Consider the following 13,395-nt stretch of genomic DNA (forward strand, 5'->3'; position numbering starts at 1 on the left):
GCTCAGCGTACGGCGACCGCATGCCGCTGCACCCAGACGAGCGCGGCACCGGCGAGCGCGACCGCACCGGTGATCATCCAGCCCGACACGTAGACGCCGGCGTGCTTGCTCACGGCACCGAAGATCAGCGCGAACGGCGTGAACAGCAACCACGAGACGGCGCTGATCCCGGACGCCACCCCGGTCCGGATCGTCGACGGCACCGCGTCGTGCATCAGTTGACTGAGGTGGATGCCGATCACTACGAGCAGCAGCGTCAGAGCGACCATGGCGGCTGTCAACGCGGCCAGGCTGCGGCTGGTCGTCATGGTCACGCACGCAGCCAACATGGTGAGTACGACGATCGCCACGGGCAGCGGTCGCTCGAGAGGCAGCCGACTCGCGAGGAGTCCACCGACCCCGATCATCCCGACCAGCAGTGCCCAGAACGGTCCGTAGTACCCGGCCTCTGCCTTGAGCGTGACCAGCCAGAGCGGACCGAACTCGTACATCGCCTGCAAGATCATCGCCGACATGATGGTGGCTGCCGCGATCGGCACCAACCGCCCACGGTCGGTGATCGCGCGGTACGTGACCACGAGGTGATCCCGGAGCGAGGTCCGTTCGGCCGTCCGATGCAGCCGGGGCTCGCAGAACCGGCTCAGCGCGACCAGGTAGAGCGCTGCGAACGGCAGCGTGAGGAAGTACGTCGCCCGCGGCGAAAGCGCGGCTGCGATCCATCCGCCCGCCAACGCACTTCCCACCAGGGCGACGCTCTCGACGAAGCGGACCCAGCCGATCCGCCGCTCGTACTCCGCACCGTCACCGGTCTCCTCGACGACCACGTCGTACACCACGGCCTCGACGGTCCCGGAGTACATCGCGAAGTAGATCCCCAGGATCAGCGCCGCCACGATGTAGGTGACGACGTTCTGGCTGATCGCGCCGATGAACACGCTCAGCAGGAGAGCGACACCAGCCACCATCAGCACGCCCCGCCGCGACCAGCGGTCCGCGAGTACGCCGGACAGCACCTCCATCACCGGCACGAGCGCGGCGTACGCGGCCGCCATCACTCCGATCGTGGCCGCATCGAACCCGATCCCGCTCATGAACAGCTTCTCGACCGGCACCCAGAACCCGACGCCCTGCAGAAAGGTGGCCACCCACAGGGGCAGCAGCCGTCTTCGCAGCAGCGCGCTCTTGGGCTCGACGCACGGCGTGGGAGGAGCGGTGGCGATGGCTTGCGTCATGACGACTCCCAGGGCTGAGGTGTTCGGTCAGCCCTGCAGTGTCGTGAGGGTGCGGCAGCGTTACACCAGCTTCGCGGCCGTGGCTTGGATCTGGTCCATGTCGCCCGGGGTCGGGTGCCAGGGGAGCTGAAGCGGGTCATCCTGGTACCGCGGGATGACGTGAAGGTGGGTGTGGAAGACCGACTGCCAGGCGGCCTCACCGATGCAGCTGAGCAGGTTGGCGCCGTCGGCGTCGAGGCGCTCGATCACGCGGCTGACCAGCGACTGCGCGAGCAGCGTCGCCGCGGTGAGGTCCTCGGCGCCCGCCTCGCGCAGATCGGTCGAGTGCGCCCGCGGAATCACCAGCAGATGCCCGGCCGTCGCCGGATTGATGTCCATGAACGCGATCGCCCGCTCGGTCTCTGCGACCCGTGTCGCCGGAATGCTCCCAGCCACGATCCCGCAGAACAGACAGTTCGTCTCACTCATCGCCCCAGGCTAATGCCCGCCAGAGCAGTACACTGCGCGTGCCCAGATCGATGGCCCATCGAGGAGCCTCATGCCGGACGAACTGTTGCGCCCGACCATCGGCGCCGGTGTGGACATGTCGGTGCGCCCGTGGCGGCTGATGTCGCAGACGTACGTCGCCTTCTTCGGCGGGGTGATCGCCTCGACGGTGATCGCGTTCCTGAACGCCCGCAGGCTCGGCGTCGACACGGCCAAGCAGCGCCTGATCCTGAGCGTCGGCGCCATCGGCCTGGCTGTGGTGATCGCGGCCTTCGCCGTCCTGAACACCGACGGTGATCTCGGCTCCGGCCTGCGGGTCGGGATACGGGTCGTCGCCGTGGTCTGCTGCCTGATCCAGCTCCGGATCCAGCGACCGATGGACCGCGCGTTCCAGCTCCGCGGCACCGACTACGGCTCACTGTGGGGCACAGGCCTCGGAGTGACGATCGCCGGCGCGGTCGCCGAAGCCCTGATCCTGTTCCTTGTGACGGTGGCCCTGTGAGCGAACCGACCGAGGCCCGCCTGCAGATGGCCGGCCACTGGCTGCAGATCGGCCACCCGGAGCGCACCCTGGACGAACTCCAGGGCCTGTGGGGCGACGCCGCGGTCGACTTCCGCGCGTACCTGTTCCGCGGTGCCGCGCTGCACGCGCTGGACCGCAACGCCGAGGCGATCGACGTACTGAAGGACGGCCTGGCTCAGCACGGCCCGTTCCTCCCGATGCTGCAGGTGCTGGGCTCCGCGCTGCGGTCCGAAGGACGTCTCCCGGAGGCCGAGGCCGCGTTCCTGCAAGGTCTCAGCCTGGATCCGAACGATCCCGATCTCCTGATCGGCTACGCCCGGGTGTGTCTGACCGCCGGGCAGGCGCAGAAGGCGAGCGCCCTGGTCGAGCGCGCCGCGTCGTATGCGCCGGAGAGCGCCGCCGTCTCGGCCGCCCGCGCTCAGGTCGCCTTCGCTCTCGGCAACGACCGCGACATGCACCGCCACAGCACGGAGGCTCTCTCGCACGACCCGGAGGACCCCGGCGCCCGCGCCCTGCACGGTACGTCATCGATGCTCACGGGCGACTCGCGATCCGGCTACAACTCGCTCGCCTCCGCCGCCGCGTCCCAGCCCGGCGACCCCGACCTCCGAGCCGCCGCACGCGAGGCGAAGCTCATGAACCATCCTCTGATGCTGCCGCTGCGTCCGTTCCAGCGCTTCAACCCGCTGGTCGTCTGGATCGGCGCGGTCGCGATCATCTACGGCCTGCGCATGGTCGGGCTGGCCCCACTGTCGTTCGCCTTCGCGATGGTCTGGCTGGCGTTCTGCGTGTACTCCTGGGTGGCGCCGCCGCTGGTCCGCCGCTGGATCAACAGAAAATGGGGCTCATGACGAACGATCGGATCGCCGCTCTGCGCAAGGCGGTCGACACCAGCCCGGACGACGTACTGCTGCGGCTGGTCCTGGCCGAGTCGCTGGTGAGTGCCGGCGACACCGAGGAGGCCCTGGACCAGTACGTCGTACTGCTCGACCAGCAGGGGTTGCCGGAGGACCAGTTCGTGCCGGTCGGTGAACTGGCCGCGGCCAACGGACGGCTCGCGCTGCTGCGGAGCCTGCTCGAGGCGGCTCGTCAGCAGGGCGTGGTCGAGGGGACCGGTCGCCTGCAGCAGCTCGTCGACGACATGATCGCCGAGCGCAGTGGCGTCAAGATCAAGGTCGGTCCCGAGGCGGACGCGCCGTTCGAGGTGGACGCCCCGAAAGAGACCACGACCTTCGACCAGGTCGGCGGGATGGAGGACATCAAGCGGGTCATCCACCGGATGGTGATCCTGCCGCTGAGCCGCCCGGAGCTGTACGAGAAGTACGGCCGGAAATCCGGCGGCGGTGTCATGCTCTACGGTCCGCCCGGCTGCGGGAAGACCCTGCTGGCCCGGGCGACAGCGGGCGAGTGCGGTCTGCCGTTCATCAACGTCCGGATCGAGGACGTGATGGACCCGTATCTCGGGGTCTCCGAGCGCAACCTGCACGCCGCCTTCGAGCGTGCCCGGGCGAATGCGCCGTGCGTGTTGTTCCTCGACGAACTCGACGCGCTGGCGTTCGCGCGGCACAAGCACGGTGGTTCGGAGGCACGGCGGCTGGTCGACGTACTGCTGCAGGAGCTCGATGCGATCGGCTCCGAGAACGACGGTCTGCTCGTTCTGGCCGCGACCAACGCGCCGTGGGACGTGGACGAGGCGATGCTGCGCCCGGGACGGTTCGACCGCGTCATCTTCGTCCCGCCGCCGGACGAGCCCGCGCGCGCCGACATCCTGTCCGTGCTGGTGCAGGACGTACCGGCGGACGGACTGGACCTGAAGGCGCTCGCTGGGCAGACACCGATGTTCAGCGGAGCGGACCTGCGCGCCCTGATCGAGCGTGGCGTCGACCAGGTGATCGACGAAGCGCTGTCGAGTGGCGGCGAGCCGCCGCTGGCCATGCACCATCTCACCGACGTGCTGCCCGCGGTCAAGCCGTCGACGCTCGACTGGTTGCACCGCGTCCGGTCGTACATCGAGTTCGCCAACCAGAGCGAGCGGTACGACGACGTCGCGGCGTACCTGAAGTCGCGGGATGTCCGGCGCCGCCTCAGCTGACGGCGGCACCGGACAGTGATCCGTCAGGCAGATGACTTCATCTTCGCCGCGGCGCCCTCCGGCATGGCCTCGTAGCGGGAGAACTCCCGGCTGAACGACGCAGCACCGTGGGACAGTGAGCGGAGGTCGATCGCGTAGCGAGTGATCTCGACCTGCGGCACCTCGGCCTTCACCACGGTCCGGTCGTCGCCGATCTTGTCGGTCCCCAGCAGCCGTCCGCGCCGCCCGGACAAATCGCTCATCACCGCGCCGACCAGATCGTCCGGCACCAGCACCGAGACGAGATCCACCGGCTCGAGCAGACTGACCTTGGTCGCGGCCGCGGCCTCACGCAGGGCGAGCCCACCGGCCATCTGGAACGCCATGTCCGACGAGTCGACGCTGTGGGCCTTGCCGTCCAGCAGTGTGACCCGGATGCCTACCATCGGATACCCGGCGGAGACACCCCGCTCCATCTGCGCCCGAACGCCCTTCTCGACGCTCGGGATGAACTGCCGCGGCACCGCGCCGCCGACCACTTTGTCGACGAACTCGAAGTCCGAGCCCTGCGGCAGTGGCTCGACCTCGATGTCGCAGACGGCGTACTGACCGTGGCCGCCGGACTGCTTCACATGCCGGCCGTGGCCCTTCGCCTTCCCACCGAACGTCTCCCGCAGCGGCACCCGCAACTCCACGGTGTCCACGGTCACGCCGTACCGGTTGGCCAGGGCGTCGAGTACGACGTCGGCGTGGGCCTCGCCCATGCACCACAGCACGATCTGGTGCGTCTCCGGGTTCTGCTCGATCCGCAGGGTCGGATCCTCGGCCGCGAGCCTCTGCAGGCCGACGCTCAGCTTGTCCTCGTCGGTCTTGGCGTGGGCCTGGACCGCGATCGGCAGCAGCGGTTCCGGCATGTTCCACGGTTTCAGCAGCAGCGGATCGGACTTGTCGGACAGTGTGTCACCGGTCTCGGCCCGGGTGAGCCGGCCGATCGCGCACAGATCACCGGCGACCACCTGAGCCGCCGGACGCTGCACCTTGCCGAGCGGGAACGACAGGGTGCCGATCCGCTCGTCCTCGTCGTGGTCGGCGTGCGAGTTCTGGGAACCGAAGAACGACGTGAAATGGCCCGACACGTGAACCGTCGCGTCGGGCCTGATGGTGCCGGAGAACACCCGGACCAGGCTGACCCTGCCGACATACGGGTCCGACGTCGTCTTCACCACCTCTGCGAGCAGCGGACCGCCCGGATCGCAGGTCAGGCCCGTGCGCGCCACGCCGTGCGGCGAGAACACCTCGGGCAGGGCGTGCACGAGCGGCGACGGGAAACCGCTGGTCGCGACCTCGAGCAGCTCGTGGGTGCCGACGCCGGAGGCGCTGCAGACCGGGATGACCGGGAAGAACGACCCGCGCTCGACGGCGCGCTCGAGGTCGTCGATGAGCACCTTCTGGTCGATGTCCTCGCCTTCGAGGTAGCGGTCCATCAGCGACTCGTCCTCGGACTCCTCGATGATCCCCTCGATCAGCGTGCCGCGCAGTTCCTCGATCTGGTCGTCGTACGACGAGTCGGGCGTGGACGTCGACCGCTTGCCGCCGGAGTAGTCGTAGTACGTCTGGGAGAGCAGCCCGATCAGCCCGTCACCAGCGGGCAGGTAGAGCGGCAGCACCTTGTCGCCGAACGCCGCCTGTGCGGCCGCCAGCGCGCTCTGGTAGTTCGCCCGGGCGTGGTCGAGCTTGGTGATGACGACGGCTCGCGGCATCCCGACGTGGGCGCACTCCTGCCAGACCGTCTTGGTCGGCTCGTCGACGCCCTCGCTCGCCGAGATCACGAACAGCGCACAGTCCGCGGCCCGCAGGCCGGCCCGCAGCTCACCGATGAAGTCGGCGTACCCGGGCGTGTCGATGAGGTTCACCTTGACGCCGTCGTGCGGCAGCGACGCGAGCGACAGGCCCACCGAGCGCTGCTGCCTGATCTCGGCGTCGTCGAAGTCGCACACGGTGGATCCGTCCAGGACGGTGCCGGGTCTGTTCAGGACTCCGGAGGCCACCAGCAGGGCCTCGACGAGGGTGGTCTTGCCGGACCCGGACGGGCCGACCAGCACCACGTTGCGGATGGCGTCCGGGCTGTCCACAGCGGGCGCGGCTCCGGTGCCTTGGGAAGTGTTCGTCTTGTCTGCCATGACGTTCCTCCTGGTTCACCCACGATTCCCCCAACGGCCCCTTCGCACAAGAGCCATCACGTGCGGGATTCGCTGAGCCGTCAGCCGCCCAGCCGGGCCGCCGCGCCTCGGCGGACCCTCACGCTCGGTAGGGTCGCGGCCATGCGTAGGGCACTCGGGGTCATCATCAGCACGCTCGTCGCGGGGCTGGCAGTCGTCGGTTTCGCACTGCCCGCGGCGGCGGCGACGGGTGACGAGATCAAGAACCTCACGATCGACTACAACGTCACCGCCGACGGTGTGCTGCAGGTGAAGGAGACGATCGCCTACAGCTTCGGCGACACCGGGCGGCACGGCATCTTCCGGGACCTGGTGACCCGCGAGCCGTACGTCGACGACGACTCGAAGGACCAGGAGTACGAGGTCTCGAACATCACCGTCGACAGCCCGTCCGGCGCGCCCGACGAGTTCACGACGGAGACGTTCAAGTACAACGACGACCGCGACGAGAGTCTGCGGATCAAGATCGGCTCCGCGAACGAGACCATCTCCGGGTACGACGCGACGTACGTGATCACGTACGACGTACGCGGGGCCCTCCGGCACTTCGACGACCACAGCGAGCTGTACTGGGATGCGACCGGCGACGGCTGGGACGCGGTGCTCGACCAGGTCGATGTCAGCGTCAGCGTGCCGGAAGGTGTGCAGAAGACGCAGTGCTTCCAGGGACCGTACGGCTCGACCGACGAATGTACGAGCAGCGTCAGTGGTGACAAGGGCATCTTCAGCGCCAGCCGTCTGGCTCGCAGCGACCAGATGACGATCGTCGCCGGCATCAAGGCCGGAGTTGTCAGCAACGACGCTCCGATCGTGGTCGACGCGCCCAGCTGGATGGAACGCAACGGCGTGAGCCTGCCGGCACTGATCGGCTCGGGCGTCGTCACCCTCGCGGCAATCGCCGGCGCGTGGCTGTACTCGCAGCGGGGCAACAAGGACCAGCGGTACGCCGGCATGCCACCCGGCACGTTCCCGCCAAACGGTGTCGCTGCCGAGCCGGTGAAGGACGACCTGGCCGAGGACCAGATCCCGGTCGCGTTCGCGCCGCCGAGGATCCCGGTGGCCGAAGGTGGTCTGCTGATCGATGCGAAGGCGACCACGACCGAGACGGCCGCGACGCTGATCGACATGGCGGTGCGTGGCGGCGTACGGATCGAGAACACCGGCAACGATCAGAAGGCGGTGCTGCTGAACCCGGCGGTCGCGACCGCGCCACACGAGCAGGCTCTGATGTCCGGCCTGTTCCCGACGCTGGAGCCGGGGTCGGAGGTGCTGCTGCGCCGCGGTGCGGTGGGGGACCACACGATGCGGCGGGCGCACGACGCGATGATCGCGGCGCTGCGGGCCCAGGTGAAGGAGCGTGCGTGGTACCTGCGGATGCCACGCGCCGGCGGTGGCTCGGTGTTCAAGAGCGGTACCGGGTGCGCGTGCATGGCGATGATCGGGTTCTGGGTGGTCGGTGCCGGCCTGGCAGGCACAGCCACCGCGGCGTTCACCGGCGGCCTCGGTCGTGCGGTGGTGATCGCGGTCCCGGTGATCGCGGTGATCGTTGCCGTCGGCCTCTGGATCGCGATACGCGGGCGTGGGCAGCGCAATCCGGCCGGGCGGGCGGTCACGGATCAGCTCATCGGGTTCCGGAAGTACCTGGCGACGGCGGAGGCGGAGCAGCTCCGCTTCGAGGAGGGTGAGGACATCTTCTCGAAGTACCTGCCCTGGGCGATCGCGTTCGACCTCGCCGACCGCTGGCAGAAGGTCTGCGAGCGGTTGGTCGCAGCGGGCCGGCTGACGCCTGACCCGTACTGGTACAGCGGACCGTCGTACTACACCTCCGGCTGGACGGCCGGCGCCGTCAGCTCGACCGTCGCGCAGACGTTCGACCCGCCTCCCGCTCCGGCGAGCAGTGGGGGAGGCGGCGGTAGCTCGTCTGGCTTCAGCGGCGGCTCGTCCGGAGGCGGTGGCGGCGGCGGAGGCGGCGGTAGCTGGTAGTAGTGGCGGCTCTTACGCTCGGTAGTGTCACGTGCATGCGTCGGGCACTCGGGATCCTGTTCAGCATGCTCGTCGCGGCTCTGGCGTTGGCCGTGCAAGGCTCGGCTCACGACCAACTCCGGCCGGAGCGGCGAGGACCTCAGGCAACCGTGCCGGCCGCATGGGCCACCCGATCAGCCAAGAGACAACTGAAAAGTGTTAGACCCGACCGCCGGCCGCAGTCGGAGCGGTGGGGTCGTCGGCGGCGGCTCCGGAGATCTCTCGGGCCAGGAAGTCTTCGAGGTGGAAGAGGTTGTCCCCGGCCCGCTTCGCGACATTCACGAGAGTGGTCATCGCGGAGACCTCCTCGACCTGCTCCTTCAGGAACCACTGCATGAATTGCTCGCCGATGTAGTTGCTCTCGTCCCGAGCGGCCCGCGCCAGCGTCTCGATCTGCTTGGTGACGGTGATCTCCTGCTGCAGCGCGAGTTCCAGCGGCTCCAGCGCCGTCTTGAAGTCGCTCTCCACCTCACCGACACCGGGGATGTGCGGCCGGATGTCCTTGTCCAGCAGGTATTGCACCATCATCATCGCGTGGTTGCGCTCTTCGAGTGCCTGCTTGTAGAAGTGCCCGGCCAGCTGCGGCAGATCCTGATCGTCGTACCAGACAGCGACTGCCGTGTACTGCTGCGACGCCGTGAATTCGTTACGGATCTGTTCCTGCAAAAGTTTCTCGTACGTGCTCATCCCGTCAATCTACTGACCAGATCCGGCGAGCACATGGTTGGTGAGCCTGACCTAAGGGTGTGTCTGCCCGAGCTCGACCACCTCGGTACCCCCACCAGGCAGGCTGATCCGCACCGTCGTACCGTCCACCGCGACATCGATGCCCTCGGCAAGCGCTTCCGGCCGGAGCGCGTCCCGCGTCAGCAGTACGGCGCTCACCAGCACGAGCGGATCCCCGCTGTGCGGAGCGGTGAGGTACGGCGTCGCCGAGTGCACACCGAACGGGTTCGCACCGAGACCCCGGTGCACGCCGGCTTCGTCGTACCCGTGCAGACCGACCACCGCGGACATCAGCCCGTCGAGATTCCGCGCCGACGCCGACCGGTCCCCAGCGGTTGCCTCAGGCAAGGATGCCCCGGCGACCGCGAACCCGCCGCTGCGCACCAACGTCCCGGCCGGCCCTTCGACCAGCGCACACCGGATCTCCCAGCCGCCGTGCACGACCGACGCCGTCTCGATCCGCCACGGTCCGTCCGATCCCAGCCACGCCTTGTGCCACGACGACGCCGTACGTCCGCTGAGCCCGATCCGCCGGATCCGCCCGCGCGCGCTCGACCGGCCGTCCGCGTCAACGAGAGCGATCAGGTTGTCGATCCGCGGCGCGTGGTCGGACAACTCCGGCCCGGCGTGGTTCGCGTACGCCAGCCGGTTGTAGTGCGCGTCGCCCTCCGGCTCCACTCCTTCCGGCTCGGCCATCGGCGCGTGATCAGCACCGTGGTTCACCAACTGCACGATCTGGTCGTGCCGGCTCGCATGCACGATCCACCCCGGCGCCGGCATTGCCCGCACCTGGTCCGCGTCGTCCAGTGGGATCGAGTCCTCCGGGTCCGTCCACACCGGGTGTTCCGGTGGCAGCAGCAGCCCGATGAACCCCTTCGACGCCCAGTACGGCGAGCCAGGCCCGGAGTACTGCTGTGTCGTCGGCAGGAACGTGTCGTACCACCCCAGCGTCAGCAGCCCACGCTCGTCCGGCACACCGTGCTGCACGAAGTGCCGCGCGATCCCGGAGCACAGCCGCCGCGTCTGCCCGGGCGACAGGGGAGTGGAGTCCAGCAGCGCACCCATCCAGTACGGCGTCGCCGCGGCCATCCGGTACGTCAGTGAGCGCCCTTGGTACACCGGTGCGCCGTCGTTGCCGACCAGATGCACCGCGTCCTCGAGGAACAGACCGATCCGCTCCTGATAGAGCTTCAGCCGGTCCTCGTACGCCGCACCCGGCGTGGCAGCCGCCATCCGCGTCCACAGTCCCGGGTAGAGGTGCATGGCCCAGCCGATGTAGTTGTCGAAGTTCTGCCCGTCGCCATCGGAGTACCAGCCATCACCGACGTACCAGTCCTCGATCCGGTCCAGCCCGCCGTCGATGTCTTCCTGTGAGTACGGCGCTCCGACCGACGCGAGGAACTGCTCACTCACGACCTGGAACAACCGCCAGTTGTTGTCGTGCGTCGTGGACCCGATGAACCCGCCGAGCCACTCGGCCACGTGCTCCTGCGCGCGGGTGTCGAGCCGGTCCCAGATCCACTCCCGCGTCTCGTGCAGGGACACCGCGATCGCCGCGGCCTCCACCATTTGCTGCGACCGCGGGGTGAGCCGCAGCCACGACTCCGGATGGTCCGGGTTCGCACCGTTCGCGACACCGCGGGCGTACCGCTCGATGAGCGCCTCGCACCCCTCACCCCGCACTCCACCGATCCGGAACGCGGCCAGCATGAACGACCGCGCGAAACCTTCCAACTGGTCGGACGCCGTACCCGACCGGCTCGGCCGACCAGGCAGCGCGATCAGCGACGCACCAGGGGAGAAGTACGGCACCAGCGACTCCAACAGATGGTCCGCAAGGGCCTCCCAGTGCGCACGCACCCACCCAGTCTGACGAGAAAGAACACGATCAGTGTCAGGCAGAACAAGGCGGCTCATGCGAGTCTCCCGATCTCGGAAGCGTTGATGGCGTGCTGCAGGGGTTCGCCGGCGGCGAGGCGTTCGAGCTCGCTGACGGCGAGTTCACCGAGCCGGGCGATTTCGTTGCCGACCGCACCGGCTACGTGGGGCGTGACGAAGACGTTCGGCAGGTCGAGCAGTGGCGAGTCCGGCGGCAGCGGCTCGGGGTCGGTCACGTCGAGGATCGCGTCGATCCGGCCGGAGACGCACTCACGCTCCAGCGCCTCGGAGTCGATGATCTTGCCGCGGGCGGTGTTGATCAGGACGGAGCCGTCCCGCAGCAGGCCGAGCAGGCGCGCGTCCACCAGCCCAACTGTCTCCGGGATGAGCGGCGCGTGCACGCTGAGGATGTCGCTGCGGCTGAAGAGGGTGTCGTTGTCGACCAGTTCGGCGCCGAGCCCCGCGGCCTCGGCCTCGTTCAGGTACGGGTCGCTGATCAGTACGTTCAGGTCGAAGGTGCGGAGTCGCTCGGCCACCATCCGGGCGATCCGCGAGGCGCCCAGGAGGCCGACCGTCGTACCGTAGTTGCCCGGCATCGCGTGCGGGTCCGACTTGCGCCGCTCCAGCCGGTACTGCGCCGCCAGCCGGAACGCCCGCTTCCCGGCCAGCACGATCGCGGCCACGGTGAACTCCGCGACCGGCAGCGCGTTCGCGGTGGCCGCCGACGAGACCTGGATCCCGCGGTCGAACGCGGACGGGTCGACCATCGCCTTCACGGAACCGGCCGCGTGCAGGATCGCCCGCAGCTTCGGCGCCGCGTCGAGCACCTCGGGACCGATCCGCGGGCACCCCCACCCGGTCACCAGTACGTCGACGTCGGCCAGGGCGGCCTTGATCGCGGGGTCGGCGAGGAAGCTGGTGCCGGGACCGACCGGCAGCACGGTGGCGGCCGCTTCCAGGCGCTTCCGGACCCGCGGGACGAGCACGCGATCCCGGCTGGCGTCGTTCATCGCCAGCATGACGGTCAGGGCGGAGTCAGGTTCGGTGCGCACGACAGCAACTTAGCAAGCGCTTTCCAACGCTGTCGCCCCGCGTGCCGAATCTTGGAAGAAGCTGAAAGATCGCGAGCACCGGAATGTGGGCCCGAGGTCGGGCGTTGTGAGGTGGAGAGGGCAGGATAGATGGGCCTACCCGCCCTGTTGGCCAGATGTGAAGGAGAACGACGATGCTGCGACCGGACGACCTCTACGAGATCGTCGACGAGTCGGTGGCGACCGGCGCGGCGGCGACGCCGAAGGTTCTGGTGCACTCGCTGGACGGGTTCATGGACGCGGGTCAGGCAGGCCGAGTCACGGCCGACCACCTGCTCGAGGTGCTGGACCACAGGCTGCTCGCGCGGTTCGACATCGACCTCCTGCACGACTACCGGGCCCGGCGGCCTGAGGTGACGTTCGCCGAGGACCGATTCATCGACTACACGCCGCCGCGGCTGAGCGTGCACCTGCTGAAGGATGACGCGGGGGTCGAGTTCCTGCTGCTCGAGGGCCCCGAGCCGGACAACCACTGGGACCGGTTCGCCGGCGCGGTCCGGCAGCTGATCGAGCGCTACAACGTGACGCTCACGGTCGGCGTCCACGGCATCCCGATGGGCGTCCCGCACACCCGTCCGCTCGGCCTGACCGCGCACGCGACGCGGCCCGAGCTGGTCACCCGCTCGAACATCTGGGACGGCGAGATGCGCCTTCCGGCGAGCGCCGGCACGATGCTGCAGGTGCGGCTCGGCGAGGCCGGCAAGGACGCGATGGGTTTCGCGGTCCACGTGCCGCACTACCTGGCCGAGAACCGCTTCCCGGGCGCCGCGCTGGCGCTGGTGCACGCGGTCTCCGCCGCGACCGGCCTGCTGCTCCCTAGCAAGGCTCTGCTCGACGAGGCCGCCGTCACCGGCCGGCTGGTCGATGAGCAGGTCGAGGCCTCTGAGGACGCGTCCGCGGTAGTGAACGCGCTCGAAACGCAGTACGACGCCGCCGCCGGCTCGGTCAGCCGTGGCAGCCTCCTGGCCGGCTCCACGCCGTCCGCGGAGGAGCTCGGCGCCGAGGTCGAGCAGTTCCTGGCCGAGCTCAACCGCAACGACGAGGACTGACCACCTCCCCACGCCGGCGGTGCGTACATGATCCGGGGACCTCGGACAGGAAATAGCCTGTCCGAGGCCCCCGGTTCTTGTCCGCGTGACCGGTTCCA

General features: G+C 68.9%; 11 protein-coding genes. 5 read left to right on the forward strand and 6 right to left on the reverse strand.

The window, feature by feature from the left end:
• Positions 1–2: 2 nt before the first annotated feature.
• Both ACIBG5_RS04870 and ACIBG5_RS04875 read right to left on the reverse strand, forming a co-directional pair.
• The gene (locus ACIBG5_RS04870) at positions 3–1,232 is read right to left on the reverse strand and encodes an MFS transporter (protein ID WP_396390153.1); all 1,230 of its coding nucleotides are present in this window, start codon (positions 1,230–1,232) and stop codon (positions 3–5) included.
• Between the two features lie 60 nt (positions 1,233–1,292).
• Positions 1,293–1,700: an HIT family protein gene (locus tag ACIBG5_RS04875; protein ID WP_393388827.1), complete on the reverse strand. Its 408-nt coding sequence runs from the start codon at positions 1,698–1,700 to the stop codon at positions 1,293–1,295.
• A 70-nt stretch (positions 1,701–1,770) separates the two neighbouring features.
• Between ACIBG5_RS04875 and ACIBG5_RS04880 the strand changes: the two genes are divergently transcribed.
• From ACIBG5_RS04880 to ACIBG5_RS04890, 3 genes are read left to right on the forward strand one after another with little or no spacing between them, the layout of a single operon-like run.
• Positions 1,771–2,220 (forward strand): hypothetical protein, encoded by a 450-nt coding sequence (locus ACIBG5_RS04880; RefSeq protein WP_396390154.1) that lies wholly within the window; start codon positions 1,771–1,773, stop codon positions 2,218–2,220.
• Positions 2,217–3,092 (forward strand): tetratricopeptide repeat protein, encoded by an 876-nt coding sequence (locus ACIBG5_RS04885; protein ID WP_396390156.1) that lies wholly within the window; start codon positions 2,217–2,219, stop codon positions 3,090–3,092. The genes ACIBG5_RS04880 and ACIBG5_RS04885 overlap by 4 nt, the downstream gene beginning before the upstream one ends.
• Positions 3,089–4,333, forward strand: a complete 1,245-nt coding sequence (locus ACIBG5_RS04890) for a tetratricopeptide repeat protein (protein ID WP_396390158.1) — start codon at positions 3,089–3,091, stop codon at positions 4,331–4,333. The genes ACIBG5_RS04885 and ACIBG5_RS04890 overlap by 4 nt, the downstream gene beginning before the upstream one ends.
• 23 nt (positions 4,334–4,356) lie before the next feature.
• On the opposite strand, the gene ACIBG5_RS04895 is transcribed toward ACIBG5_RS04890, so the two are convergent.
• On the reverse strand, positions 4,357–6,492 hold the full coding sequence (locus ACIBG5_RS04895) for an elongation factor G-like protein EF-G2 (RefSeq protein ID WP_396390159.1): 2,136 nt from the start codon (positions 6,490–6,492) through the stop codon (positions 4,357–4,359).
• 141 nt (positions 6,493–6,633) lie between these two features.
• Between ACIBG5_RS04895 and ACIBG5_RS04900 the strand changes: the two genes are divergently transcribed.
• Positions 6,634–8,514, forward strand: a complete 1,881-nt coding sequence (locus ACIBG5_RS04900) for a DUF2207 domain-containing protein (protein WP_396390160.1) — start codon at positions 6,634–6,636, stop codon at positions 8,512–8,514.
• 198 nt (positions 8,515–8,712) lie between these two features.
• Here the strand turns inward: ACIBG5_RS04900 and ACIBG5_RS04905 are convergent, their stop codons facing one another.
• Genes ACIBG5_RS04905 through ACIBG5_RS04915 form a run of 3 tightly spaced genes read right to left on the reverse strand, consistent with a single transcriptional unit; the run spans position 8,713 to position 12,209 of the window.
• Entirely contained in the window at positions 8,713–9,240 is a 528-nt protein-coding gene (locus ACIBG5_RS04905) for a ferritin (RefSeq protein ID WP_396390162.1), read from the reverse strand.
• 51 nt (positions 9,241–9,291) lie between these two features.
• The gene (locus tag ACIBG5_RS04910; protein ID WP_396390163.1) at positions 9,292–11,139 is read right to left on the reverse strand and encodes a DUF2264 domain-containing protein; all 1,848 of its coding nucleotides are present in this window, start codon (positions 11,137–11,139) and stop codon (positions 9,292–9,294) included.
• A 53-nt stretch (positions 11,140–11,192) separates the two neighbouring features.
• Positions 11,193–12,209, reverse strand: a complete 1,017-nt coding sequence (locus ACIBG5_RS04915) for a hydroxyacid dehydrogenase (protein ID WP_396390164.1) — start codon at positions 12,207–12,209, stop codon at positions 11,193–11,195.
• Positions 12,210–12,382: 173 nt separating this feature from the next.
• Here ACIBG5_RS04915 and ACIBG5_RS04920 point away from each other — a divergent pair, with 173 nt between their 5' ends.
• Positions 12,383–13,297 (forward strand): proteasome assembly chaperone family protein, encoded by a 915-nt coding sequence (locus ACIBG5_RS04920; RefSeq protein WP_396390166.1) that lies wholly within the window; start codon positions 12,383–12,385, stop codon positions 13,295–13,297.
• Positions 13,298–13,395: the final 98 nt, after the last annotated feature.

Origin of the sequence: Kribbella sp. NPDC050241 (genome assembly GCF_044459685.1) — a bacterium.
GTDB lineage: Bacteria > Actinomycetota > Actinomycetes > Propionibacteriales > Kribbellaceae > Kribbella.

Bases quoted from the DNA above. Each gene is read 5' to 3' on its own strand.
- ACIBG5_RS04870 (WP_396390153.1), bottom strand. From the start codon at position 1,232: ATGACGCAAGCCATCGCCACCGCTCCTCCCACGCCGTGCGTCGAGCCC.
- ACIBG5_RS04875 (WP_393388827.1), bottom strand. From the start codon at position 1,700: ATGAGTGAGACGAACTGTCTGTTCTGCGGGATCGTGGCTGGGAGCATT.
- ACIBG5_RS04880 (WP_396390154.1), top strand. From the start codon at position 1,771: ATGCCGGACGAACTGTTGCGCCCGACCATCGGCGCCGGTGTGGACATG.
- ACIBG5_RS04890 (WP_396390158.1), top strand. From the start codon at position 3,089: ATGACGAACGATCGGATCGCCGCTCTGCGCAAGGCGGTCGACACCAGC.
- ACIBG5_RS04895 (WP_396390159.1), bottom strand. From the start codon at position 6,492: ATGGCAGACAAGACGAACACTTCCCAAGGCACCGGAGCCGCGCCCGCT.
- ACIBG5_RS04900 (WP_396390160.1), top strand. From the start codon at position 6,634: ATGCGTAGGGCACTCGGGGTCATCATCAGCACGCTCGTCGCGGGGCTG.
- ACIBG5_RS04905 (WP_396390162.1), bottom strand. From the start codon at position 9,240: ATGAGCACGTACGAGAAACTTTTGCAGGAACAGATCCGTAACGAATTC.
- ACIBG5_RS04920 (WP_396390166.1), top strand. From the start codon at position 12,383: ATGCTGCGACCGGACGACCTCTACGAGATCGTCGACGAGTCGGTGGCG.